Source organism: Janthinobacterium sp. NFX145, from assembly GCF_049810325.1.
GTDB classification, from domain to species: Bacteria; Pseudomonadota; Gammaproteobacteria; order Burkholderiales; family Burkholderiaceae_D; genus Janthinobacterium; species Janthinobacterium rivuli.
In genome coordinates, this window is record NZ_CP187360.1 from 1,308,494 (window position 1) to 1,333,102 (window position 24,609).

Below are 24,609 nucleotides of genomic sequence, written 5' to 3' on the forward strand. Positions count from 1 at the left end.
CCGATAATGCAACATGCCCAGTCCGTATTGCGCCTAGCCAGGCTGCAGGACTTCACCGGAGTTGATTGATGTCGGAAGACAGCGACGCAGAAAAGACCGAAGCCGCGTCACCGAAGCGCCTCGAGCAGGCGCGTGAGGAAGGCGACGTTCCGCGATCGCGTGAAGTGGCAACGTTTACTGTGTTGATGGCGTCCGGCTGCTGCCTGTGGTTTGCCGGCGATGCCATCGTGCGGCGGCTGACGGCCGTGATGGTGTCCGGCCTGACCCTGGACCGCGAGCAGATCCTCAATCCCGACGCGATGATGTTGCGCATCGGCTACGACGTGGGCTCCGTCTTGCTCACTTGCCTGCCGTACGCGCTGGCCATCATGCTCGTCGCCCTGGCCTCGCCCGTGCTGGTGGGCGGCTGGCTGTTCAGTTCCAAGGCGTTCACCCCCAATTTTGGCAAGCTCAACCCGATTCGCGGCCTGGGCAATATGTTTTCGAAGAATGCGCTGGTGGAATTGCTCAAGGCCATCGCCAAGACCCTCGTCGTCGGCGTCGTGGCCTGGATGGTGATGCAGCATCAAAAGGACGCCGTGCTGGGCTTGTCGGTGGAATCGCTGCGCGCCGGCTCGGCCCATCTGATCAGCCTGCTGATCACGGCCTTCCTGTTGATCGTCGGCGCGCTGGGCCTGATCGCCGCCATCGACGGTCCATACCAGATGTGGCACTACGCCAACAAGATGAAAATGTCCTTGCAGGAAGTCAAGCAAGAGTCGAAAGAGTCGGACGGCAATCCGCAGATCAAGGCGAAGATCCGCCAGATGCAGCATGAAATGTCGCGCCGCCGCATGATGGCCGACGTACCGAAGGCCGACGTGGTGGTGACCAATCCTACCCACTACGCGGTGGCCTTGAAGTATGGCGAGAATTCGCGCGGCGCGCCGCAGGTGGTGGCCAAGGGCATCGACGAGGTGGCCGCGAAGATCCGCGAACTGGCGGGCGAGCACAAGGTCGCCATCCTGGAAGCGCCGGCCCTGGCGCGCGCGCTGTACCAGCATACGGACATCGGCGACGAGATTCCCGAGGCGCTGTATGGCGCCGTGGCCGAAGTGCTGGCCTATGTGTTCCAGCTGCGCAGCTATGGCAAGGGCCAGGGCGAGCGCCCCGACAAGCCGAAGAAACTCGACGTGCCACCCGAGCTCGACCCGCAGAACCCCGCATCGCAGACATCGCCCGCAGCAGACAAGAATAAAGGAAGTACACCATGAACGGCCTGAGAATGCCAGCCTGGCTCAGTGGAATGGGTGGCAACGCCAGCAAGGGCATCGCCGCGCCTATCATCATCATCATGCTGCTGGCGATGATGGTGCTGCCGCTGCCGGCCTTCATCCTCGACATCTTCTTCAGTTTTAATATCGCGCTGTCCATCATCGTGCTGCTGACGGCGCTGTACACGGTCAAGCCGCTCGACTTCATGGCCTTCCCGACCATCTTGCTCGTGTCGACCATGCTGCGCCTGTCGCTGAACGTGGCGTCCACGCGCGTGGTGCTGACGGAAGGCCATACGGGCGCCGACGCGGCCGGTAAAGTGATTGAAGCGTTCGGTCACTTCTTGATTGGCGGCAACTACACGGTCGGTATCGTCGTCTTCATTATTTTGACGATCATCAACTTTACCGTGGTGACCAAGGGTGCGGGCCGTATCGCCGAGGTGGGCGCCCGCTTCGCGCTGGACGCGATGCCCGGCAAACAGATGGCCATCGACGCCGACCTGAACGCCGGCCTGATCGGCGAAGACGAAGCGCGCCGCCGCCGCACGGAAGTGGCGCAGGAAGCGGAATTCTATGGCGCCATGGACGGTGCCAGCAAATACGTGCGCGGCGACGCCATCGCCGGCATCATGGTGACCGTCATCAACATCGTCGGCGGCTTGCTGGTGGGCCTGCTGCAGCACGACATGGGCTTTGCCGACGCACTGAAGAACTACACCCTGCTGGCCATCGGTGACGGGCTGGTGGCGCAGATTCCTTCGCTGATCATTTCCACGGCGGCCGGTATCGTCGTCTCGCGCGTGGCCAGCGAACAGGACATCGGCACCCAGCTGGTGGGACAATTGTTTGCGAAACCGCAAGTGCTCTATATTACCGCCGGCATCATCGGCGGCATGGGATTGATTCCCGGCATGCCGAACATGGTCTTCATCCTGCTGGCGTCGTTGCTGGCCGGTTCCGCCTATCTGATCAGCAAAAAACGCACGCAGGAAAAAGAGGCGGCCGAAAAGCCGGCCGAAGCGCCGCAAGCGACCGTGGCGCCGGAGCAGGAAGAAGCCAGCTGGCAAGACATCATGCCCGTCGATACCCTGGGCCTGGAAGTGGGCTACCGTTTGATTCCCCTGGTCGACAAGACGCAGGGTGGCGAATTGCTCAAGCGCATCAAGGGTATCCGCAAGAAATTTGCCCAGGAAGTGGGCTTCCTGGCGCCGCCCGTGCACATCCGCGACAACCTGGAATTGAAACCGTCCGCCTACCGCATCACCTTGAAGGGCGTGGAAGTGGGCGTGGGCGAAGCGTTCAACGGCCAGTTCCTGGCGATCAACCCCGGCATGGCCAGCGGCACTTTGCCGGGCCTGGCCACGAACGATCCCGCCTTCGGCTTGCCCGCCACGTGGATCGACGCCAGCCTGCGTGACCAGGCCCAATCGATGGGCTACACGGTGGTCGACGCGGGCACCGTGGTGGCCACGCACCTGAATCATCTGATCACTTCGCACGCTTCCGAGCTGCTGGGCCGCGCGGAAGTCCAATCCTTGCTCGACCATCTGGGCAAGGATGCGCCGCGCCTGGTGGAAGACCTGGTGCCGAAGATGCTGTCGCTGTCGACCCTGCAAAAGGTGCTGCAGAACCTGCTGGCCGAGGGCGTGCACATCCGCGACATGCGCAGCATCATCGAAACCCTGGCCGAGCATACGGTCAGCACGCAAGACCCGAACGAGCTGACGGCGCTGGTGCGCGTGGCCCTGGGCCGCGCCATCGTGCAGCAACTGTTCCCCGGCGCGGCCGAACTGTCCGTGATGACCCTCGACAGCCGCCTCGAGCGGCTGCTGATGCAAGCGATGGGCAATGGCGGCGACGGCGCCGGCATCGAGCCGGGCCTGGCCGACACCATCGCCCACCAGGCGGGCCTGGCTGCGCAGCAGCAGGAAGCGCTGGGCCTGACGCCGGTGCTGCTGGTGCCGGCGCCGCTGCGCGCCTTGCTGTCGCGCTTCCTGCGCCGCGCCTTGCCGCAGCTTAAAGTGCTGTCGCATGCGGAAGTGCCGGAAACCAAGACCATCCGCGTCACGGCGCTGGTGGGCGCGCAATAAAGCAAACCCAAGCGAAGGGCCGGGGTCGAACCCTCAGGGTTCGACCCCAGTTGTTGCTTTGGGTTAAAAAAACCGTAATTTCCTCCCGGCAAACTGAATAACGGGTACTTTCCCGTCCTGTTCCTTCGATCATTTCCTGCAAGCATCGCTAATAATGGAAACTGTCCGGGTGATCTGTGTCCATGTGGAAGACAGCACTCAAGCAACAGGAGTCGACGATGGTCACACAGTTCAGCCAATATTGCGCCACCCCCGCCCTGGGAGGCCGGTCATGAATGTGAAGAAATTTACGGGCGCCTCGTCGCGCGATGCGCTGCGCAAGGTGCGTGAAGCGCTGGGCCCCGACGCCGTGATCCTGTCGAACCGCCAGGCCGACGGCGTGGTGGAAATCCTCGCGCTGGCCAATGACGATGCCGCTTCGCTGGCGTCGCCGCCGGCCGCGTCCGAAATGTCCCAGCCCCGTCCCCAGTTGCAGACCCAGTTCGCCACGCCGCAGCGTCCGGCCGCCCCGGCCCAGCGCCCGGCTGCGCCACGTCCTGCCGCGCCGCGCCAGGCAGCCGGCGAGCCAGTGGACATGGCCCGCATGCAGCAGATGATGGCCAGCGCGCTGGCGCACGTCAAGGAAAACGCCGCCGCCGAGATGAGCGGCATGATGAATGAAATCCGCGCCATGCGCGGCATGATGGAAACCCAGCTGGCGGAAATCTCGTGGGGCTCGACGCAGCAGCGCGAGCCGCAAAAAGCCGTCGTGCTGCGCGAAATGCTGGCCGCCGGTTTCTCGGCCAGCCTGGCGCGCTACCTGATCGACAAGCTGCCGGCCGGCCTCGATGGCGCGCAAAGCATGCGCTGGATCAAGACCGTCCTGAGCCGTAACCTGAATACCGTCGCCAATGAAGACGCCATGCTGGAGCAGGGCGGCGTGTTTGCGCTGGTCGGCCCGACCGGCGTTGGCAAGACCACCAGCACGGCCAAGCTGGCCGCCCGCTGCGTGATGCGCCACGGCCCGGAAAAGCTGGCTCTGATCACCACGGATGCCTACCGTATCGGCGCGCATGAACAGTTGCGCATCTACGGCAAGATCCTCGGCGTGATGGTGCATTCGGTGAAGGACGAGGCGGACCTGCGCATCGCCCTGAAGGAATTGAAGAACAAGCACACGGTGCTGATCGATACGGTCGGCGTGAGCCAGCGCGACCAGATGGTGACGGAGCAGGTGGCCATGCTGTCGGGCGCCGGCGCCGATGTAAAACGCCTGCTGTGCCTGAACTCGACGGCGACGCAGGAAACCCTCAACGAAGTGGTGCGCGCATATCAAGGCAGCGGCCTGGCCGGCTGCATCATGACCAAGCTCGATGAAGCGGCCTCGATCGGCAATGTGCTCGACGTGGTGATCCGCCAGAAGCTGAACCTGTTTTATGTGTCGAACGGCCAGCGCGTGCCGGAAGACCTGTACCTGGCCGACCGCGGCTACCTGATCGACCGCGCCTTCAAGCTCAAGCGCGACTCGGCGGCGACGCAGTTTTCCGATGCCGAACTGCCGCTGCTGATGGCGCAGGCGGCCGCCCGCAACAATGAAGCGCGCGGGGTGCACCTTGGCTAATTTCGATTTCGATCAGGCCGAAGGCTTGCGCCGCATGCTGGCCGGCCCGCAGCCGCGCGTCATGACGTTCCTGTCGGCCACGCCGCAGGACGACAAGGGCGCCATGCTGGTCAACCTGGGCGCTTCGCTCGCCTACGGCGGCAATGACGTGCTGCTGCTCGACGCCAGCGGCGGCAGCGATGGCGTGGCTGCGCGCCTGGGCCTGGCGCACGGCGCCAGCCTGCGCGACGTGGCGCGCCAGCAGTGCGGCTTGAACCAGGTCATCCACCAGGTGCCGCAAGGCTTCGGTGTGGCCAGCCTGGGCGCGCGCAACCATTTGATGGACAGCATGGACTATGCGGGCGAGGACGAACTGCGCCGCCTGGGCAAGACCTTCGAGGTGCTGGCGCGCCAGAGCGGCATCGTGCTGGTCGACGGCGTCATGGCCGACGAGGGCGACTGCTTCCCCGTGCCGCTGATGGCCTCATCGGATATCGTCGTGCAAGTGTCCACCAGCGCCACCTCAATCAAGGCGGCGTACTGCCTGATCAAGCGCCTGAGCCAGGAACTGGGACGCCGTCCGTTCGGCATCCTCGTCACCGGCGCTTCCGAATCCGAAGCAAAAGTGGTATACGATAATATGGCGCAGGCGGCGAGCCGCTACCTGGCCGTGAAGCTGACCTCGATGGGTTCGGTGCCTGCCGATGAGTATCTGCACCGCGCGGCGCGCCTGGGCCGCAGCGTGGTCGATGCGTTTCCGCTGGCGGGCGCCTCGGTGGCGTTTCGCGGACTGGCCGAGCGGCTGGCCCGTTCGGCGGCGCCGGTGCTGGGCGGCACCTTGTACCAGACGGGGAGCCCGCACCAGTTCAGCGCCTGAAGCCAACCGTAGCACCAGATAAGATGAGAAAACAATAAGCAGCCTATGTACACGGTCAAAGGGAAATCGAACAAGGACTATTTGCTGACGGAGCATATTCCGCTGGTGAAGCGTCTGGCGCACCATATGAAGGCGAAATTGCCGCCTTCGGTCGAGGTCGATGACCTGATCCAGGCCGGCATGATCGGCCTGCTCGATGCCATCAGCCGCTATGAAGAGACGCATGGCGCGCAGTTCGAGACGTATGCCGTGCTGCGCATCCGCGGCGCCATGCTCGACGAATTGCGCACCAGCGACTGGCTGCCGCGCAGCATGCGCCAGAACATGCGCAAGATCGAAGAGGCGATGAGTACCTTGCAGCAGCGCCTCGGCCACCCGCCGACGGAGTCGGAAGTGGCGAAGCTGCTGAAAATGTCGCTGGCCGACTACCAGGAAATGCTGGGCGACGGCGGCGGCCACCAGCTCGTGTACTACGAAGACTTTCATGACCCGGACGGCAATGACAGCTTCCTCGACCGCCATTGCGTGGACGAGGACAGCGACCCCTTGCGTTCCCTGCTCGATACCGATTTCCGGCAATCCGTGATCGATGCCATCGACGCGCTGCCGCCACGCGAGAAAATACTCATGGGCCTGTATTACGAAGAAGAGCTGAACCTGAAGGAGATCGGCGCGGTGATGGGCGTATCCGAATCGCGCGTCTCGCAGCTGCATACCCAGGCCGTCGCGCGCCTGCGCGCAACCTTGAGGGAGCTGGCGTGGACTGGTCCAGCGTAATCGGGCTGGCGCTGGCGCTGGCCGGCCTCCTGGTCGGCCAGGCGCTGGAAGGCGGCAAGATGGCCTCCCTGCTGCAGCCTGCCGCCTTCGCCATCGTGGTCATCGGCACCTTCGGCGCCGTGCTGCTGCAAACGCGGCTGCGTACTTTTGTGCGCGGCCTGGAAATGCTGCGCTGGGTCTTCCTGCCGCCCGCCGACACGCGCGCCGCGCTGGCGCGCGACATCGGACTCTGGAGTCTGACGGCGCGCCGCGACGGGACGCTGGCGCTCGAGCGCCTGATGGAAAACACGGCCGACCGCTTCAACGCCAAGGGTTTGCGCATGATCGTCGACGGCATCGCGCCCGACAAGCTGCGCCAGCTGCTCGACGTGGAAATCTCCGCCTACGAGATGGCCGAGCGCCAGGCTGTCAAGGTGTGGGAATCGGCGGCCGGCTATTCGCCCACCATCGGCATTCTGGGCGCCGTGCTGGGCCTGATACACGTGATGGAAAACCTCACCGACCCGAGTAAATTAGGTGGCGGCATCGCCGTGGCGTTTGTCTCGACGATTTATGGCGTGGGCCTGGCCAACCTGCTGTTCCTGCCGGTGGCAAATAAACTCAAGGCCATCGTGTCGCGCCGCGTGCTGCAATACGAAATCACGGCCGCCGTGCTGTACGACATCGCCACGGGCGACCATACGCGCATCATCGAAGAGCGCGTGTCGAGCCTGCTGCACGAGCATTGACCATGATGCGGCGCGCGCGCAGGAAGTATGACGAGGAACCGGACAATCAGGACCGCTGGCTGATCTCGTATGCCGACTTCATCACCCTGCTGTTCGCCTTTTTCGTCGTCATGTACGCCATTTCGCAAGTCAACGAAGGCAAATACCGCGTCTTCCAGAACGCCATCGGCCAGGCCTTCAGCCTGGAAAAGGGCGCGCCGCCCATCATCATGGAAGCGCCGCAAGCCATTCCTTTGCCGAATCCCGCCCTGAAGCGCCGCACGGAAGCCATCCGCCGCGAGCGCGAACACATGACGCGCCTGGCGCAGGATCTGACGTCGACCCTGGCGCCGCTGGTGAAGGAGGGCAAGGTGCGGGTCACGCAGACGAGCCGCGGCGTGAGCGTGGAAATCAATGCCAGCGTGCTGTTCGATCCGGGCGCGGCGCGCCTGACGACGGAGTCGGACCAGGCCCTGCGCGCCGTGGCCGTGCTGCTCAAGGACGATACGCACGACGTGCAGGTGGAAGGGCATACGGACGTGCAGCCGATCAGCAATTCGAACTTTGCCTCGAACTGGGAATTGTCGGCCGCGCGCGCCAGCGCCGTGGTGCGCCTGTTCATCGCCAGCGGCGTCAAGGCTTCGCGCCTGACGGCCGTCGGCCACGCCGACAATATTCCCGTGGCGCCCAATGAAACGGCGGAAGGGCGCGCGCGCAACCGCCGGGTCGCCGTGACGATTTTGTCGGGCATCCCCGAAACGGTGACGGAAGTGCCGACGGCGCCCGTGGCGCCAGCCAATTGAACGCCGCCGCTTGGTACAATCGCGGCATTCTCTCTTTTATCTCTTCCTCATGAAAAGCAGCTCCCTGGGCGGTCTCGTCTATTCCACCGAAACGGGCCGCATGTGTCCCGCCTGCCGCCAGCCGCTGGCGCAATGCGCGTGCAAGGCGCAAGCCAAAGCGGCGCCAATCGGCGACGGCGCGGTGCGCGTGTCGCGCCAGACCAAGGGCCGCGGCGGCAAGAGCGTCACGGTGGTAAAAGGCTTGGCGCTGGACGCCATCGCGCTGGCCCTGCTGGGCAAGCAGTTGCGCACGCAGTGCGGCTCGGGCGGCACGGTCAAGGATGGCGTGATCGAAGTGCAGGGCGACCATGTGGACACCATCCTGGCCGCGCTGGCCAAACTGGGCCACCAGGCGAAAAAGGCCGGCGGCTGAGGGTGCACAGGCGTGCGGCCCGCTGCCGCGCGCATGTGGTAACGTGCGCTTCCCATCCACGCGCATCGTCTCCATGAACGTCAAATTCACCGGCATCGCCATCGCCGCCGCCATCGCGGCCGTGCTGGCGCTCGTGTACTGGCCCGCGCCCGACGGCGGCGCGCCGGAACCTGTCGCCGTTGCCGCCAGCGCGCCGGCGGGGCGCAGCCTGGCATCGTATCTGAATATCGACGCCACCCCGGCCGCCGATGCCGCGCCCGTTGCCGTGACCCTGGCGCGGCGGCTAGAACGCCTGGGCGCCAGCGGCAAGCCGGAAGACGCGTATGCGGCCTTCAACCTGATCGACGACTGCATCGTCTTCCAGCGCGAAAGCCGCTTGCCGGGGCTGGAATTCGAACTGGGACGCGAGATGACGGCGGAAGAAAAAGCCGCCCAGCAGCAGTTGTGCGGGGGCCTGACGCAGCGCCAGCGCGAGGACCGCCTCGGCTACCTGGCCACCGCCGCCAAGGCGGGCGTGCCCGGCGCCGCCACCCTGTTCCTGTCGGAAGGACCGTTCGGCGACCGCAGCGCGCTGCGCAACCGTCCCGACGATCCGCTGGTGCAGGCGTGGAAGCGGCAAGCCATCGGCCAGCTGACGGCGCAGGCGGACGAGGCGGAACTGACCAGCGTGTCGACGCTGATGATGGCCTACCTGCGCGATGGCGAGGTGGTGCAGAAGGATGCGCCGCAGGCGTATGGCTACCTGCTGGCCCTGCGCCAGGTCTACGACGATATCCTCGCGCCCGGCGTCACCAATCCATATCAGGATGAATACTGGCACTGGCTGCAGGCGGAACTGACGCCGGAGCAGCAGGCGGCCGCCAGCGCCAGGGCGCAAGCCATCGTGGTGAAATGGCGCCAGCACGCGGGGCGTCCCGCCCACGGTTGAGGCGCACAGGGCATGCATGTCTTGCAATAATTAGTGTTGTTGGCGCTATGCTGTCGCGGTATGATGGCCGCACACCTGCCCTGTGGGCCGGGCACGCCATGGGGATAAATGCAGGGATGATGAAAGCGACGAACGTGCCAATGCCGCAACTGGCTATCAAGCTGGCTGCTCTGCGGGCGCGCATGGCAACGCACCCCATGCGGAGCGCCATGCGCTTGGGCTTGTGTGTGGGCGCCGTCAGTTTTCTCATTTGCATGCTGATGCTGCTGGTGGCGGAGGCCCTGTTTTCACCGCAGCAGCTGGGGGATTCCGCCTCGGAATCCCTGAAGGGCGCCAGCACGGCGACGGTATTCTGGATAGCCGTCGTCTGGGCGCCGTTGTTCGAGACGCTCATCGGGCAGTGGCTGCCGCTTGAAGTGTTGCGCCGCTACAGGGTACGCGCCGGATTTGGCCTGCTGGTCAGCGCGGCGCTATTTTCCCTGTTGCACATCATGGGTGGTTCCGGCATTGTGCATGCCTGCATGACTTTTATTGGCGGAGGCATCCTCTCGGCCAGCTACCTGACGGCACGCAGCATGGGCCTGGCGCCAGCCTATGTGGCGGCAGCCACGGCGCATGCTTGTGTCAATGGACTAATATTGTGCGGATCGCTCTTGTTTCCAGACCTGTTGGGGTGAGCGTCGAATCAAGGATTTTAGCCGATGACGACGCGCCGGCTGGCCGTGTTCGTCGTTGCTTGGCCGCTGGGGCCGTAGAAATTGCCGCTTTGGGCCGGGGGGCGCATGGCGTTCAGGGCGCCTTGCGTATGTACCATGTGCTTGTTGACGAGCAGGCTGTTCAGGCGGTTCTGCTCCTTGGCTTCGCGCGTCGTCTCGAGCAGGGCTTTCCACAGGGGCGCCGCTTCCGCTTCATTGGCGCCGACCAGCCAGTCTTCCATGCCCGCTTCGGCGGCGAGAAAGCCCGCTGCAGCCAGCGCCTGGTGGCGCTGCGCCGCCAGCTGGCTCAATTGTCCTACGAGTGCTGTCTTGCGTACGGTGAGCTCCGTGATTGCATCGATGTCAGCCGCAACCAGATGCCGCTGTTCTTCTTTCATCAATGCCAGCAATGTGGTCATGAGCTGTTGCTCGTCGCGCAGGCTGGAAAACGGAGTCACTGATTGCATGAGGGAACCTATCTATTTCGTGAGTGCAGCAAGTCCTTGACCGTGTCGAGGAGACCGTCCGCCACTTTTTCTGAGTTGACCTGGAACTGGCCGTCGGCGATCGCCAGCTTGATGCGTTCGACTTTTTTCGTGTCGAACACGGCGCCGCTGCCGGCAGTTGCACTGGCCGCTAATGCCTGTCCTTGCGGCGACAGGCGTACATTGTCCGACGTCGTCGGTGTTGCCTGGGCTTTCTCGGCATTCCGGGCGCCGGAGGTACTCGCGGGCGCCACCGGCAGGCCGGGATTGCTTTTAATGGTGTTGTCGGTAATTTTCACAGCGTGATCCTCGTCTGGTCGAAGTCAAAAAACTCCGGGATATGTGTCATTATCGGCACCTTCTCCCGAAACTTTAGTGCGCCAGACCACAATATCGCTGTCCATCCGTGTTCAGAAGGCTACTTCGACCATCCCCCCGGCCCGCGCCACGCCGCTGATCTGCTGGCCGCTCTGCGTGCGGACCTGCACCGTCTGGCCATCGCCGGCGCTGCCGATGGCGCGTCCTTCTGATGCCACCTGGAAACCGTTGCCACTCGAAACGACGCGCACCAGCTGGCCCTGCATCACCACCGGCTTGCGGCGCAAGGTGTCGAGGCGCATCGGCGTGCCGGGGGGCAAGGAAATATTCGTGCTGGCGCCGACCACCTGGGCCATGTCCGTGGCGATGCCTGCTGGCAATGCGGCCAGGTCGCCCTGCATCGTCACCAGCTGGCTGGCGTCGATGGCTTGCCCTTGCGCCAGCGGCACGGCGCTGGCCACGTAGTCGCCGACGACGGCCACGTTGGCTTGCAAATAAATGGTCCAGCTGCTTGGAGCCGTGCAGCGCACGCCGACGGTGGTCTTGCCCCAAGCGCGTGCACCCGGCGCCATGAATGCTTGCGGCGCGGGGCAGGCGGCCAGGTTCAGGCGCGGATCGACGGCGCCGACGGTGATCGTCACCTTGCCCGGCAAACCGTTGCTTTGTACTTGCAGGAATTGTTCCACGCTGTTGCGCAGTGCTTCCGGCGTTTGCCGGCCGGCGTTTTGCGCCTGGGCCAGCAGTGGCAGGGCGGCAAGAGCGAAGAGGAAAGCAAGCGGTGTTTTCATGGTGATAGGCCTCTGGAATACTGCCATGATAGTGCGGGCGGCCCCGTTCGAAGCGCCGATTAAGGGGTAAAAGTATGGTCTGATCCGGCGATGGTCTTGCTGGTGGGCGCCGTACTATGTTTCCTGTCATCACTATACCGCCATCCTTCCGCCATCTCGGGCGCCAGTGGCAGATCTTTCCGGAGCCTGACATGATAGGGAAACTCGACGATTACATGCGCTTCAACGAGACGGCGCTGAGCCTGCGCTCGACGCGCCAGGAATTGCTCGCCTCGAACATCGCCAATGCCGACACGCCCAACTACAAGGCGCGCGATGTCGATTTCGCCGCCGCCCTGAAGGGCGCGATGGCGCGCAAGGATGGCGTGCCGCCGGCCCTGAAAGGCACGGCGCCGCAGCATATGCCGGGCAAGGGCGTGGCCGCCGCAGTGGGCGCAAGCGGTGGCGGCAAGGTCGAGACCCTGGCCGACGGCACGCCGCTGCTGTACCGCGCGCCGGCCCAGGGCGCCGTCGATGGCAATACGGTCGACATGGACCTCGAGCGCAATGCCTTTGCCGACAACGCCATCCGCTACGAGGCGGCCGTGACGTTCCTCAACTCGCAGATCAAGGGCATGCTGACGGCCATCCAGGGAGGACAATAATCATGTCGCTATTTAATATCTTCAATGTTTCCGGTTCGGCCATGAGCGCCCAGGCGCAGCGCCTGAACACGGTGGCCAGCAACCTGGCCAATGCGGACAGCGCCACCAGCGCCACGGGCGAAGCCTACCGCGCCAAGCAGGTGGTGTTCGAAGCCGTGCCCATGGCCAATGGCGCCACGGCCGTCAAGGTGCAGAAGGTGATCGAAGACCCGTCGCCGATGAAGCTGGTCTACGACCCGAAGAACCCGCTGGCCGACGAGAAGGGCTATGTCACCATGCCCAACGTCAATACGGTCGACGAGATGGTCAACATGCTGTCGGCTTCGCGTTCGTACCAGACCAACGTGGAAACCATGAACGCGGCCAAGTCGCTGCTCCTGAAAACCCTCACCATCGGCCAATAAGGCTGACTGATTATTATGGCAACCATCGATACCAGTACCTCTAAAATCACCGACCTGATGGCGACGATGAATCCGAAGAAGACGACGGCCGAGCCAGGCAGTGTCGAAGCGGAAACGAACAAATTCCTCACCCTGCTGGTCACCCAGCTGAAAAATCAGGATCCGATGAATCCGCTGGACAATGCGCAATTGACCAGCCAGCTGGCCCAGCTGTCGACGGTAACGGGCGTCAACAAGCTCAATACCACCGTGGAAAGCTTGAAAGCCAGCTACCAGCAAGCCGAATCGATGCAGGCGGCCAACATCATCGGCCATGGCGTGTTGACGGCGGGCAAGGATATCAACCTGAGCAAGAGCGCCGCGCTGCTGGGCGTGGACCTGGCCACGCCAGCCGACAAGGTCAAGGTCGTCATCTATAAGGATGGCAAGGAAGTCCATTCCATCGACCTGGGCGCACAGGCGGCGGGCACCTTGCCGCTGGGCTGGAACGGGTCCACCGCCGACCTCGACAAGGATGGCAAGCCGGTCGTGCTGGCCGACGGCGCCTACACCTTCACGGTGGAAGCGACGCGTGGAGGCACCAAGCTCAAGGATGCAACGGCGCTGATGTTCGGTTCGGTCGCCAGCGTGTCGACGGGCGCGAATGGCGTGAAATTGAATGTGCCGGGCGTGGGCAGCATCACCATGGCCGACGTGAAACAGATTCTGTAAGCCGCTTACCCTGAGCGTGACCCTCTACCCCTAATTTCTACCAGGAGAACACAATGTCTTTCCAACAAGGCCTGAGCGGCTTGAATGGCGCCGCCAAATCGCTGGACGTCATCGGTAACAACATCGCCAACTCGTCGACCGTAGGTTTCAAGCAGTCGCAGGCCCAGTTCGCCGACATTTATGCCAACTCGCTGTATGGCGTGGGCGGCAACCAGGCGGGGATCGGCGTGTCGGTGTCGCAAATCGCCCAGCAATTCAACCAGGGTAACCTGGAATCGTCGTCGAATCCCCTCGACATCGCCATCAATGGCGCCGGCTTCTTCCGTACCAGCGTCAACGGCGCCATCCAGTACTCGCGCAATGGCCAGTTCCAGGTCGACAAGAGCGGCTTCATCGTCAACGCCCAGCTGGCGCAGCTGACCGGCTATCCGGCCGACGCCAACGGCAAGATCGTCGCCGGCGCCATGGTGCCCCTGCAGATCGACCAGTCGGACATGAAGCCCCAGGCAACGACCAAGATCAGCACGGAAGTCAACCTCAATTCGAATACGTCCATGCCGACCACGGTGCCGTTCAAGACCACGGAAGACTCCTCGTACGGCAAGTCGTTTCCCGTGGAAGTCTTCGATTCGCTGGGTAATTCCCACATCATGTCGAATTTCTACGTCAAGACGGGCACCAACACCTGGGATGTCTACTCGGCCATGGACGGCACGGAAGTGACCAGCATGAAGGCCGCGGCCGCCCTGCAGACGGACGCCGCCTCGCTGGCCGCGCGCGCCGCCTACCAGGCCGCCGCCACGGCCGTGCCGCTGGTGCCGGCGAATGTGACGACCGCCGCCGTCGCCTACGGCAATGCTGCCGGTGCCGCCGTCTCGGCCGCCGCCGCCGCCGCGGGCGCCACACCGGCGCAACTGGCCGCCATCGCCGCCACCTATGGCAGTGCCGTGCCGAATGGCATCAACTCGAGCCGCACGCCCGACCAGATCGACGCGGCCATCCGCGCCGTCACCAATGTGCCAGCCGTCAAGACCGGTTCGCTGGTCTTCAACACCCTCGGCACCCTGGACCGGGCCGCCATGCTGGCCCTGACGCCGCCGCAAACCCTGCCCGTCACCGTCAACCTGCCAATCTTCCCGGCCACGGGCGCGAATCCGACCCTGTCGGTCCAGGTCGACTTCACCAAGTCGACCCAGCTGGGCAGCGCCACGGCGGAAAAGAAAACGGAAGCGGACGGCTACAAGGCCGGCCAGCTGAGTCAATTCATCGTGGGCGACGACGGCATCATCCAGGGCCAGTACAACAATGGCAAGACGCGCAGCCTGGGCCAAGTGGTGTTGAGCAACTTTGTCAACCCGAACGGCCTGGAACCGCTGGGCAATAACGCCTGGGTGGAAAGCTCGGCTTCGGGCAAGCCCGTCACGGCCGAGCCCAAGACGGGCAACCTGGGCAACTTGCGCGCCTCGGCGGTGGAAGTGTCGAACGTCGACCTGACGGCGGAACTGGTCAACATGATCACGGCCCAGCGCGCCTATCAGGCGAATGCGCAGACCATCAAGACGCAGGACTCGGTCCTGCAGACCCTCGTCAACCTGCGCTAAGAGTAAGGGGAGCCGTTCTGCCGGATGGCTCCCGGCTTTCGTTTTGCACGGAGAAAACACATGGACCGTCTCATCTACACCGCCGGCTCGGGCGCCAAGCACATCCTCGACAAGCAGGCGACCACGGCGAACAACCTGGCGAACGCCACCAGCACGGGTTTCCGTGCCCAGCTCGACTCGTTCCGCGCCGTGCCCGTGGTGGCCGACGGCATGATGCCGACGCGCACCTTCGTCGTCGATTCGACGGTCGGTTCCGATTTCACGCAAGGTCCGATGCAGCACACGGGCCGCGCGCTCGACGTGGCCGTGGAAAACGGCGGCTGGATCGCGGTGCAGTCGGCCGACGGTTCCGAAGCCTACACGCGCAACGGCGCCTTGAAGCTCAATGAAAACGGCATGCTGCAAACGCAGTCGGGGCTGATGGTGCAGGGCGATACGGGCCCGATGGCGATTCCGCCCGGCGTGACGGTGGCCATTGCCAGCGACGGCACGGTGGGCACGATTTCCACCGACGTGCCGCCAGGGCCATCGACGGTGCTGGGACGCATCAAGCTGGTCAACCCGCCCGAGCAGCAACTGGTGCGCGGCGACGACGGCCTGTTCCGCCTGAAGGATGGCACGGTGGCGCAAGCCGACCAGGCCGTCAAGCTGACGACCGGCGCGCTGGAAGGCAGCAATGTCAGCCCAGTCGACTCGATGGTCAGCATGATCGCCTTGGCGCGCCAGTTCGAAACGCAAATGAGCTTGTTGAAGAATGCCGAGAATAACGCGGCGAAAGCCACCCAGATCCTCGCTTTGAATTGATGGGGGCCACCGCATAATGGTCACATAGAAATAGTCTACAGAGCTGACTAGCGCTGTTATTGGAGAAAAATCATGATTCGTTCCCTTTGGATTGCCAAAACCGGCCTGGAAGCGCAGCAGACGCAGATGGACGTGATCGCCAATAACCTGGCCAACGTCAGCACCACGGGCTTCAAGAAGTCGCGCGCCGTGTTTGAAGACTTGCTGTATCAAAACGTGCGCCAGCCTGGCGCGCAATCGTCGCAGCAAACCCAGCTGCCATCAGGCTTGCAGATCGGTACCGGCGTGCGCACGGTGGCAACCGAACGCATCCATACGCAGGGCAATCCCCAGGCATCGGGCAATTCGCGCGACGTGATGGTCAACGGCACGGGCTTCTTCCAGGTGCTGATGCCGGACGGCGCCACCGCCTACACGCGCGACGGCTCGTTCCAGACGGACGCCAACGGCCAGCTGGTCACCTCCGAAGGTTTTGTCATCCAGCCCGCCATCACCGTGCCGACCAATGCGCTGAGCCTGACCGTGGCGCGCGACGGCACCGTTTCCGTCACCTTGCCCGACACGGTGGCGCCATCGCAAATCGGCTCGCTGCAATTGACTACTTTTGTCAATCCCGCCGGTCTGGAATCGAAGGGCGAAAACCTGTACATGGAAACGGGCGCTTCCGGCGTGGCGCAAACCAACACCCCGGGCACGAACGGCGCCGGCGTGCTGATGCAGGGCTATATCGAGACATCGAACGTCAACGTGGCCGAGGAAATGGTCAACATGATCCAGACGCAGCGCGCCTACGAGATCAACAGCAAGGCCATCACCACATCCGACCAAATGCTGCAGAAACTGTCGCAACTTTAATTTTCATAGTCGTCATGCCATCCGCCGCCGGATGGCAGCGGAGGTTCGCCATGCAATACCCCATCATCGCCTTGTTCTCTGCAGTCCTGCTGTCCGGCTGCGCCATCACGCCCACGTCCATCGTGCAATATCCGACCTCCACGCGCGCGCCGATGCCGGAACCGGTGGTCGTCAACAATGGCTCCATCTACCAGCCGTCGACCTACCGTCCCGCCTTCGAAGACCGCCGCGCGCGCCACGTGGGCGACACCATGACCATCGCCATCACCGAGCGCACGAATGCCGTCAAGGCGGGCGCCAGTTCCGGCAACAAGTCCGGCAGCGTGGGCTTCAGCACGCCGGGCATGCTACAGGGCCGCCTGGGCGGTACCGTTTCGGCGAATGGCGCGACGAAATTTGCCGATGGCGACAACCAGTCCGCCAGCAACACCTTTAGCGGCGTGATCGGCGTGACGGTGATTGAAGTGCTGCCAAACGGCAACCTGATCGTCGCCGGCGAAAAACAGATCGCCATGAACAAGGGCACGGAATTCATCCGTTTCTCGGGCATGGTCAATCCGGACACCATCGGCACGGGCAACGTCGTGCCCTCGACCCAGGTGGCCGAAGCGCGCGTCGAATACCGCACCAACAGCCAGATCGACCGCGCCGAAATGGCCTCGATGGCCTCGCGCTTCTTCCTCAGCCTGCTGCCTTTCTGATCATGGCCACTTTCACCTTTCCCCGCTTTGCCGCCATTTTCGGCCTGGCCGTCGCCCTGCTGGCGCCCGTGGCGCAGGCCGAGCGCATCAAGGACCTGGCCAGCATCGCCGGCGTGCGCCAGAATCAGCTGATGGGCTATGGCCTCGTCGTCGGCCTCGACGGCAGTGGCGACCAGACCACGCAAACCCCGTTCACCATCCAGAGCGTGGCGGCGATGCTGCAGCAGCAGGGCATCAATTTGCCGCAAGGCACCAGCTTGCAGCTGAAAAACGTGGCCGCCGTGATGGTGACGACGGCCTTGCCCGCGTTTGCCCAGCCGGGCCAGTTGCTCGACGTGACGGTGTCGTCGATGGGCAATGCGAAAAGCTTGCGCGGCGGCACCTTGCTGATGACGCCCTTGAAGGGCGCCGACGGCCAGGTGTACGGCATGGCGCAGGGTAACGTGCTGGTGGGCGGCGTGGGCGCGCAGGCGGCCGGCAGCTCCGTTGTCATTAATCACCTGAGCGTGGGACGCATCTCGGGCGGTGCGACCGTCGAGCGCAGCGTGCCTTCGGCGCTGGGCGCCAACAACACCATCCGCCTGGAATTGAACGCCACCGATTTTGCCACCGCCAGCCGCGTGGTCGACGCCATCAACAGCCGCTACGGCGCCGGCACGGCCGCCGCGCTCGACGGCCGCGTGATCCAGGTGCAGTCGCCCAGCGGCAGCGACCAGCGCGTATCCTTCCTGGGCCAGCTGGAAAGCATCGAAGTCAATCCGGCCCGCCTGGCGGCCAAGGTCATCATGAATGCGCGCACCGGTTCCGTCGTGATGAACCAGTCCGTCACCCTGGAAACGTGCGCCATTTCGCACGGCAACCTGTCCGTCACCATCAATGTCGAGCCGCAAGTGAGCCAGCCGGCGCCCTTGTCGGGCGGGCGCACGGTGGTCACGCAGACGGCGCAGATCGATATCAAGAAGGAACCGGGCAAGGTCATGCTGGTCAAGGGCGGCGCCTCGCTGTCCGAGGTGGTGAAAGCCCTGAACGCCATCGGCGCCTCGCCGCAAGACTTGCTGGCCATCCTGCAGGCGATGAAAGCGGCCGGTTCGCTGCGCGCCGAACTTGAAATCATTTGATGGACACGCCATGATCAGCCAAACCGACCTCAGCAATACCGCCGCCTATGACGTCAAGGGCATGGATGGCTTGCGCCAGTCCGCCAAGGCGAAGGACCCCGCCGCCCTGAAAGAGGCGGCCACGCAATTCGAAGCCATGTTCATCAACATGATGATGAAAAGCATGCGCGAAGCCACGCCGCAGGACGGCATCATGGATAGCCAGCAAAGCAAGATGTACACCTCGATGCTGGACCAGCAGACGAGCCAGAACCTGGCCAAGCGGGGCACGGGCCTGGCGGACGTGCTGATCCGCCAGTTGTCGTCGTCGAACCAGGCGCTGGCCGCCGATGGCGCCGAAGCGCCGTCGCCCCGCTCGTCGAGCATGGCGCAGGCGCTGGCCGCCTTCCGCCAGCAGCAGGGCGCCCTGACGGAGGGCGCAAGCGGCGCCGCCGCCACCGGCAAGACCCTGAGCGAGAAGGCCAACGCCACGCAGGCGCCGCACGTGCGCGCCTTCCAGGAAAAACTGGGCGTGCATGCGGAAGAAGCCAGCCGCGCCACCGGCATCCCGGCCAAGTTCATGCTGGGCCAGGCAGCGCTGGAAACGGGCTGGGGCAAGCGCGAAATCATCGCCCGCGACGGCAGCAGCAGCCACAACCTGTTCGGCATCAAGGCCTCCAGCGACTGGAAGGGCAAGGTCACGGAAGCCGTCACGACGGAGTACGTGAATGGCAAGGCGCAGCGCAAGGTGGAAAAATTCCGCGCCTACGACAGCTACGCGGACAGCTTCAAGGATTATGCGCAGTTGATTACCAACAACAAGCGCTACGAGAAAGTCCTGGCCAGCGCGGGCGACGCCAGCACGTTCGCCCACGGCTTGCAAAAGGCCGGCTACGCGACGGACCCGAATTACGCTGCCAAATTGACAAAAATTATCAAGAATTCGCTGGTCGGCTAATAACTCGCCGCACCCCTGTGCAGGCCGCGCGCTTCAAGTTTTCGCCGCGCCTGCCGTAAATACTCATGACAGTAACCAATAAGACACCATGACTTCGAATCTACTCAGCATCGGTAAGAGCGGTTTGCTTGCAGCGCAGGTGGGCCTGTCGACGACCGGGCATAACATCACCAATGCCAACGTGGACGGTTACAACCGCCAGGTGGTGCTGCAGCAGACGGCGCAGTTCAACAATGCCGGTTATGGCTTTGTTGGCAATGGTACCGAGGTGTCGCAAGTCAAGCGCCAGTACGACGGTTTCATGGCGGCCCAGGTGAATGGCGCGCAGTCGGCCACCAGTTCGCTCGACGCGTATTACACGCAGATCAGCCAGATCGACAATATGCTGGCTGATCCCACGGCCGGGCTGTCGCCGGCGATGGCCGATTTCTTCAAGGGCGTGCAGGATTTCAGCTCGAATCCCTCGTCCGTGTCGTCGCGCCAGGCATTGCTGTCGAGCGCAAACTCGCTGACGGCGCGCTTCCAGGGCCTCAGCGCGCGCCTGACGGAAATCGGCGACGGCGTCAATTCGCAGATCACGTCGAACGTCAAGGTGATCAATTCCTACGCCAAGCAGATCGCGGAACTGAATACCTCGATTACCAACCTGACCGTGAATGAAAGCAATCAGCCCAACGATTTGCTGGATCAGCGCGACCAGCTGATCACGGAGCTGAACAAATACGTCAAGGCAACGGTTCAGCCGGGCGCCGGCAACTCGATTACCGTCTCGATCGGCTCGGGCCAGCCACTGGTGGTGGGCGAGAAGAATTTTGAACTGGCCACCACGCCATCGCCGACGGATCCGAGCCGCCTGGATGTGGGCTATGTGACGGGCACGAGCGTCACCAAGCTGTCGGAAAGCTCCCTCAGCGGCGGCTCGCTGGGCGGCTTGCTGGAATTTCGCAGCGGCAGCCTGGACCGCATTCAGAATTCGCTGGGCAAGGTCGCCATCGCACTGGCTTCCACCTTCAATGAACAGCACAAGCTGGGCCAGGACTTGAATGGCGAGATGGGGGCCGACTTCTTCAAGTTGCCCGATCCCGTCATCGGCGCCGACTACCGCAACAACGCGACCAGCACGACCGTGGTGTCGGCCAAGGTCAGCGATCCGACCAAGCTGACGGCCAGCGACTATGCCGTCAAGTATGACGGCGCCAATTACGTGGTGACGCGCCAGAGCGACGGCGCGAAAACAACCATCAACCCGTATCCGCAAACCGTGCCGCAAACCATCGACGGCGTGGATTTCTCGATCACGGGCGCGGCCGCCGAAGGCGACAATTTCATGGTCAGGCCGACCGCGCATGGCGCTTCCGACCTGGCCGTGGCGATTACCGACCGCAACAAGCTGGCCGCCGGCGCGCCGATCGCCACGGGCGCGCCCGTCAGCAACACGGGCAGCGGCAAGCTCGGCCTGGGTAGCGTGGACAAGGCGTATTTAACGCCGGGCAATGCCTTGACGAGTACCGTCACCTTGACGTACGACAAGGCGACCACCTCGCTGTCGGGTTTCCCCGCAGGCCAGGCCGTGACGGTGAAAGGCTTGAACGGCGCGACCACCACGTATCCTGCCGGCACGGCGAACATCCCGTACACGGAAGGCGACAGCTTCAGTTTTGGCGGCATCAACTTCAACATGACGGGCGCGCCAGCGCAGGGCGACAAATTTACCATCGCGCCGAACTCGGGCGGCGTGGGCGACAGCCGCAATGCCGCCTTGCTGGCAGGCTTGCAGACGAAAAACATTCTCGATGGCGGCAAGGCCACGTTCCAGGGTTCGTACGCGGAAACCGTCAGCTATGTCGGCAACAAGACGCGCGAAGTGCAAGTCAGCGGCCTGGCCAGTCTTGCGCTATTGCAACAAACCAGCACGCAGCAGCAGGCCGTCTCCGGCGTCAACCTCGATGAAGAGGCGGCCAACCTGTTGCGCTACCAGCAAGCCTACCAGGCTTGCGGCAAGGTCATGCAGATCGCCAGCACCCTGTTCGACGTGGTCATCGGCCTCGGACGTTAATTATTCAGGCGGCGGCGCATAGCGCCCCGCCGCCATCAGGAAGGGCAGCATCATGCGCATCAGTACCAAAATGATCTATGACGCGGGCAGCACGCAGCTGAACAATCTGCAGGGCGCGTTGAACCGCACCCAGATGCAGCTGTCGGCGAATCGCCGCAACCTGACGCCGGCCGATGACCCGATCGCCTCGGCGCGCGCGCTGGAAGTGACGCAATCGCAATCGATCAATACGCAATTCGTGACGAACCGCTCGAACGCCAAGAATTTTCTTTCGCAGGAAGAGCTGGCCCTGGCCAGCACGACCTCGCTGATCGCCGACGTGCAGGATCTGGTGTTGAAGGCCGGTAATCCAGCCTTGAAGGATATCGACCGCCAGAGCCTGGCCACGGAGCTGAAGGGCCGCCTGACCGACCTGATGGGCATCGCCAACACGTCCGACAACGCGGGCGGCTATCTGTTTTCCGGCTACAAATCGACGACGCAACCGTTCAGCCAGACGCCGGGCGGCGCCACCTACGTGGGCGACCAGGGCCAGCGCGAGCTGCAAGTGGGCTCGGCCCGCTACCTGGCCACCAGCGACTCGGGCGCGGCCGTGTTCGAGAATAATTTGACGGGCAACGGCAAGTTCACCACGGCGGCCGATCCGGGCAACTTCGCGCGCGGCGGGGCCGGCATCATTTCCGGCGGCACCGTCACCGATCCCACCAAGCTGACGGGACACAAGTACACGATCGACTTCCAGGTGACGGGCACGGGCACGGATGCCAAGACGACCTATACCGTGACGGACGTGACCCTGGGCCAGACCATCCCGAATCCCGCCGTGCCGGTGGCCTATAAATCGGGCGACGCCATCAACTTTGACGGCCAGCAAGTCAATGTCGCGGGCAAGCCGGCCGACCTGGACAAGTTCACCCTGGAGCCCAGCGGCAAGGAATCGATCTTTACCACGATTACCAACCTGATCGGTGCGCTGGGCGAACCGGCCTCGGGCGACGCAGGGCAGGCGCGCCTGACGGCCAGCCTGAACACGGCGCACGATATTCTCGACACGGCCTACGACAACGTGCTGTCGGTGCGCGCGGAAGTCGGTTCGCGTCTGAAGGAACTCGACACGCTCGACAGCGCCGGCGACGACCTCGACCTGCAATATGCGAGCACCCTGTCCGGCTTGCAGGACCTGGACATGGTGAAGGCGATTTCCCTGTTCAGCCAGCAGCAGATCACTCTGCAGGCGGCGCAGAAGTCCTTCACGTCCATCTCGGGACTGTCGCTGTTCAATTACATCAGGTAGGCGAGCCGCATCGGATGAGCGGCAAGCCGGGGCAGGGAGCACATCTCCCGCCCCGGCTTTTTTGCGTCCGCGCGATGGCCGCCACCGTGCAAGCCTGGACGGCGCTGCGCCTTGCATTCAGCAGCGACCAGCCCTGAGGCTGGCTATCGGGGCGGCAGCAGGCCCGTGCGGGCGGCGGACAGGATGGCGCCGCTCAAGCCGTCGAGCAGGCTGGACGCGGCACGCGCCGTGTGCCAGTGCAGGGGCACATCCAGGGGCGAGCCCGGCAACAGTTCGATCAGGCTGCCATTGTCGAGATGGGGCTGGATCAGCGCCTGCGGATGCAAGCCCCAGCCCATGCCGGCCAGGGCGGCCGTGACGAAGGCGTGCGACGAGGGCAGGGTGTGGCGCGGCAATTCCACGTGCCGGTGGCACAGGCGCCGCACCCAGCGCGATTGCAGCTCGTCCTTGGTATTGAAGACGAGGCTGGGCGCCAGCGCCAGGCTGGCGGCGCCCACGCCGTGGGCAAAATGCCGCTGCATGAAAGCGGGACTGGCGGCCGCCAGGTAACGCATGGCGCCCAGCGGCCGGCTGTTGCAGCCCGATGCGGGGCGGGCCGTAGCGCTGACGGCCGCCAGCACGGCGCCGCTGCGCAGCCACTCTGCCGTATGGTCCTGGTCGTCGACGGCCACTTGCAGCAGCACCGGGTGTGCGGCCGCGAAGGCGGCGATGGCGGGCGCCAGCCAGGTGGCCAGGCTGTCGGCATTCACGGCGATGGGCACGCTGGCGCGCGACGGCCCCTGTGCCGCCAGCGCCGGCAAGGTACCTTGCAAATCCTGTTCCAGCAACTGCACCTGGTCCACGTGCTGGCACAAGCGCCGGCCCGTCTCCGTGGCGCGGCAGGGCTGGTCGCGTATCACCAGCGCGCAGCCGACGCGCTCTTCCAACAGGCGGATGCGCTGCGAAATGGCCGATGGCGTCACGTGCAAGGCGCGCGCGGCGCGCTCGAAACTGCCTTCGCGGATGACGGCGGCCAAGGCGGCGAGGGCGGCATAATCGAGCATGACTGAAGTTTTTCTTAACTGGCTGTAGAAAAGGTAGTTTGCCTTCATTCCCTGCGGCTGGCAAGATCGCCGCATGACACTCTTGACCGCCACCACACCACTCGTTTTTTCCGTCTTTCTCCAGGGCTTGACCCTGGGCCTGGGACTCATCGTTGCCATCGGCTCGCAAAATGCCTTTGTCTTGCGGCAAGGCTTGCGCCGCGAACACGTGGGCGCCATCGTGCTGTTTTGCGCCCTGGCCGACGCGGCGCTGATTGCCGCCGGCGTCCTGGGCATGGCCAGTGCGCTGGGGCAGCGTCCCCTGCTGGCCAGCGCGCTGGCGCTGGGCGGCGCCGCTTTCCTGGCCGTCTACGGTTGGCAAGCCCTGCGGCGCGCGCGCCGGCCGCAGCAGCTGCACGCGGCCGAAGGCGGAGCGCAACTGGGCCTGGCTGCCATCCTGGCGCAGGCGGCGGCGTTTACCTTGCTCAATCCCCATGTGTATCTGGATACGGTATTGCTGGTGGGAAGTATCGGCGCCCAGCAGCCGGGCGCGCTGCGCGCCTGGTTTATCGCCGGCGCCAGCGCGGCCAGCCTGCTGTGGTTTGCCTCGCTGGGATTTGGCGCGCGCTGGCTGGCGCCGTGGTTTGCGCGGCCCCGGGCCTGGCAAGTGCTCGATGGCTTGATTGGTATCACGATGTTCGTACTGTCGGCGCTGCTGCTGCGCCACGCGCTGGGCTGGTAGCCCGG

At 64.1% G+C, this 24,609-nt stretch carries 26 protein-coding genes; 22 read left to right on the forward strand and 4 right to left on the reverse strand.

Annotated elements, in window-relative coordinates; all coding sequences use genetic code 11:
* Positions 1-68 precede the first annotated feature (68 nt).
* The 10 genes from flhB to ACPJXG_RS05860 all read left to right on the forward strand — a co-directional run bounded on the left by flhB (position 69) and on the right by ACPJXG_RS05860 (position 10,106).
* The gene (gene flhB, locus ACPJXG_RS05815; protein ID WP_425253683.1) at positions 69-1,253 is read left to right on the forward strand and encodes a flagellar biosynthesis protein FlhB; all 1,185 of its coding nucleotides are present in this window, start codon (positions 69-71) and stop codon (positions 1,251-1,253) included.
* A complete protein-coding gene (flhA, locus tag ACPJXG_RS05820) occupies positions 1,250-3,346 on the forward strand; it encodes a flagellar biosynthesis protein FlhA (protein WP_035821417.1) in 2,097 nt (698 codons plus the stop codon). Before flhB ends, flhA begins: the two co-directional genes overlap by 4 nt.
* Positions 3,347-3,617: 271 nt before the next feature.
* A complete protein-coding gene (gene flhF / locus ACPJXG_RS05825) occupies positions 3,618-4,946 on the forward strand; it encodes a flagellar biosynthesis protein FlhF (RefSeq protein ID WP_425253684.1) in 1,329 nt (442 codons plus the stop codon).
* The gene (locus ACPJXG_RS05830) at positions 4,939-5,802 is read left to right on the forward strand and encodes a MinD/ParA family ATP-binding protein (protein WP_035821406.1); all 864 of its coding nucleotides are present in this window, start codon (positions 4,939-4,941) and stop codon (positions 5,800-5,802) included. Before flhF ends, ACPJXG_RS05830 begins: the two co-directional genes overlap by 8 nt.
* Before the next feature lie 45 nt (positions 5,803-5,847).
* Positions 5,848-6,579: an RNA polymerase sigma factor FliA gene (locus ACPJXG_RS05835; protein ID WP_035821402.1), complete on the forward strand. Its 732-nt coding sequence runs from the start codon at positions 5,848-5,850 to the stop codon at positions 6,577-6,579.
* Complete coding sequence (locus ACPJXG_RS05840; protein ID WP_176391092.1) at positions 6,561-7,307, forward strand: flagellar motor protein; 747 nt, start codon at positions 6,561-6,563, stop codon at positions 7,305-7,307. Before ACPJXG_RS05835 ends, ACPJXG_RS05840 begins: the two co-directional genes overlap by 19 nt.
* A gap of 5 nt (positions 7,308-7,312) precedes the next feature.
* Positions 7,313-8,089: a flagellar motor protein MotD gene (motD, locus tag ACPJXG_RS05845; protein ID WP_099378177.1), complete on the forward strand. Its 777-nt coding sequence runs from the start codon at positions 7,313-7,315 to the stop codon at positions 8,087-8,089.
* Positions 8,090-8,138: 49 nt separating this feature from the next.
* Complete coding sequence (locus ACPJXG_RS05850; protein WP_176390723.1) at positions 8,139-8,501, forward strand: translation initiation factor Sui1; 363 nt, start codon at positions 8,139-8,141, stop codon at positions 8,499-8,501.
* A 43-nt stretch (positions 8,502-8,544) separates the two neighbouring features.
* Entirely contained in the window at positions 8,545-9,429 is an 885-nt protein-coding gene (locus tag ACPJXG_RS05855) for a hypothetical protein (RefSeq protein ID WP_425253685.1), read from the forward strand.
* 254 nt (positions 9,430-9,683) lie between these two features.
* Positions 9,684-10,106, forward strand: a complete 423-nt coding sequence (locus ACPJXG_RS05860; RefSeq protein WP_176390721.1) for a CPBP family glutamic-type intramembrane protease — start codon at positions 9,684-9,686, stop codon at positions 10,104-10,106.
* 17 nt (positions 10,107-10,123) lie between these two features.
* Here the strand turns inward: ACPJXG_RS05860 and ACPJXG_RS05865 are convergent, their stop codons facing one another.
* From ACPJXG_RS05865 to flgA, 3 genes are all read right to left on the reverse strand, one after another.
* Positions 10,124-10,591, reverse strand: a complete 468-nt coding sequence (locus ACPJXG_RS05865; RefSeq protein WP_035821394.1) for a flagella synthesis protein FlgN — start codon at positions 10,589-10,591, stop codon at positions 10,124-10,126.
* Between the two features lie 8 nt (positions 10,592-10,599).
* Positions 10,600-10,908 carry a flagellar biosynthesis anti-sigma factor FlgM gene (gene flgM, locus ACPJXG_RS05870; RefSeq protein WP_034787161.1) on the reverse strand — a complete coding sequence of 103 codons (309 nt, stop codon included), beginning with the start codon at positions 10,906-10,908 and terminating at the stop codon, positions 10,600-10,602.
* 111 nt (positions 10,909-11,019) lie between these two features.
* On the reverse strand, positions 11,020-11,715 hold the full coding sequence (gene flgA, locus ACPJXG_RS05875) for a flagellar basal body P-ring formation chaperone FlgA (RefSeq protein ID WP_035821393.1): 696 nt from the start codon (positions 11,713-11,715) through the stop codon (positions 11,020-11,022).
* Positions 11,716-11,906: 191 nt separating this feature from the next.
* Here flgA and flgB point away from each other — a divergent pair, with 191 nt between their 5' ends.
* The 11 genes from flgB (at position 11,907) to flgL (ending at position 22,840) form a co-directional block, all read left to right on the forward strand.
* Positions 11,907-12,359 carry a flagellar basal body rod protein FlgB gene (gene flgB, locus ACPJXG_RS05880; RefSeq protein ID WP_278316786.1) on the forward strand — a complete coding sequence of 151 codons (453 nt, stop codon included), beginning with the start codon at positions 11,907-11,909 and terminating at the stop codon, positions 12,357-12,359.
* A gap of 2 nt (positions 12,360-12,361) precedes the next feature.
* Positions 12,362-12,763, forward strand: a complete 402-nt coding sequence (gene flgC, locus ACPJXG_RS05885) for a flagellar basal body rod protein FlgC (RefSeq protein ID WP_034754081.1) — start codon at positions 12,362-12,364, stop codon at positions 12,761-12,763.
* A 15-nt stretch (positions 12,764-12,778) separates the two neighbouring features.
* Positions 12,779-13,474: a flagellar hook assembly protein FlgD gene (locus ACPJXG_RS05890; protein ID WP_035821390.1), complete on the forward strand. Its 696-nt coding sequence runs from the start codon at positions 12,779-12,781 to the stop codon at positions 13,472-13,474.
* A gap of 53 nt (positions 13,475-13,527) precedes the next feature.
* The gene (locus ACPJXG_RS05895) at positions 13,528-15,075 is read left to right on the forward strand and encodes a flagellar hook protein FlgE (RefSeq protein ID WP_278316785.1); all 1,548 of its coding nucleotides are present in this window, start codon (positions 13,528-13,530) and stop codon (positions 15,073-15,075) included.
* A 60-nt stretch (positions 15,076-15,135) separates the two neighbouring features.
* Positions 15,136-15,879: a flagellar basal body rod protein FlgF gene (locus ACPJXG_RS05900; RefSeq protein WP_035821385.1), complete on the forward strand. Its 744-nt coding sequence runs from the start codon at positions 15,136-15,138 to the stop codon at positions 15,877-15,879.
* 72 nt (positions 15,880-15,951) lie between these two features.
* Positions 15,952-16,734, forward strand: coding sequence for a flagellar basal-body rod protein FlgG (gene flgG / locus ACPJXG_RS05905; RefSeq protein WP_034754070.1), 783 nt, complete (start codon positions 15,952-15,954; stop codon positions 16,732-16,734).
* Between the two features lie 50 nt (positions 16,735-16,784).
* Positions 16,785-17,435 (forward strand): flagellar basal body L-ring protein FlgH, encoded by a 651-nt coding sequence (locus tag ACPJXG_RS05910; protein WP_099402989.1) that lies wholly within the window; start codon positions 16,785-16,787, stop codon positions 17,433-17,435.
* A gap of 2 nt (positions 17,436-17,437) precedes the next feature.
* Entirely contained in the window at positions 17,438-18,553 is a 1,116-nt protein-coding gene (locus tag ACPJXG_RS05915) for a flagellar basal body P-ring protein FlgI (RefSeq protein ID WP_099402990.1), read from the forward strand.
* A gap of 10 nt (positions 18,554-18,563) precedes the next feature.
* A complete protein-coding gene (gene flgJ, locus ACPJXG_RS05920) occupies positions 18,564-19,490 on the forward strand; it encodes a flagellar assembly peptidoglycan hydrolase FlgJ (protein WP_035821376.1) in 927 nt (308 codons plus the stop codon).
* Positions 19,491-19,578: 88 nt separating this feature from the next.
* The gene (flgK, locus tag ACPJXG_RS05925) at positions 19,579-21,546 is read left to right on the forward strand and encodes a flagellar hook-associated protein FlgK (protein WP_051958993.1); all 1,968 of its coding nucleotides are present in this window, start codon (positions 19,579-19,581) and stop codon (positions 21,544-21,546) included.
* Between the two features lie 52 nt (positions 21,547-21,598).
* Entirely contained in the window at positions 21,599-22,840 is a 1,242-nt protein-coding gene (gene flgL / locus ACPJXG_RS05930; RefSeq protein WP_035821373.1) for a flagellar hook-associated protein FlgL, read from the forward strand.
* A 143-nt stretch (positions 22,841-22,983) separates the two neighbouring features.
* Here the strand turns inward: flgL and ACPJXG_RS05935 are convergent, their stop codons facing one another.
* Positions 22,984-23,883 carry a LysR family transcriptional regulator ArgP gene (locus tag ACPJXG_RS05935; RefSeq protein WP_425253686.1) on the reverse strand — a complete coding sequence of 300 codons (900 nt, stop codon included), beginning with the start codon at positions 23,881-23,883 and terminating at the stop codon, positions 22,984-22,986.
* Positions 23,884-23,956: 73 nt separating this feature from the next.
* On the opposite strand from ACPJXG_RS05935, the gene ACPJXG_RS05940 reads away from it, so the two are divergent.
* On the forward strand, positions 23,957-24,604 hold the full coding sequence (locus tag ACPJXG_RS05940) for a LysE/ArgO family amino acid transporter (protein WP_425253687.1): 648 nt from the start codon (positions 23,957-23,959) through the stop codon (positions 24,602-24,604).
* The last annotated feature ends 5 nt before the right edge of the window (positions 24,605-24,609 follow it).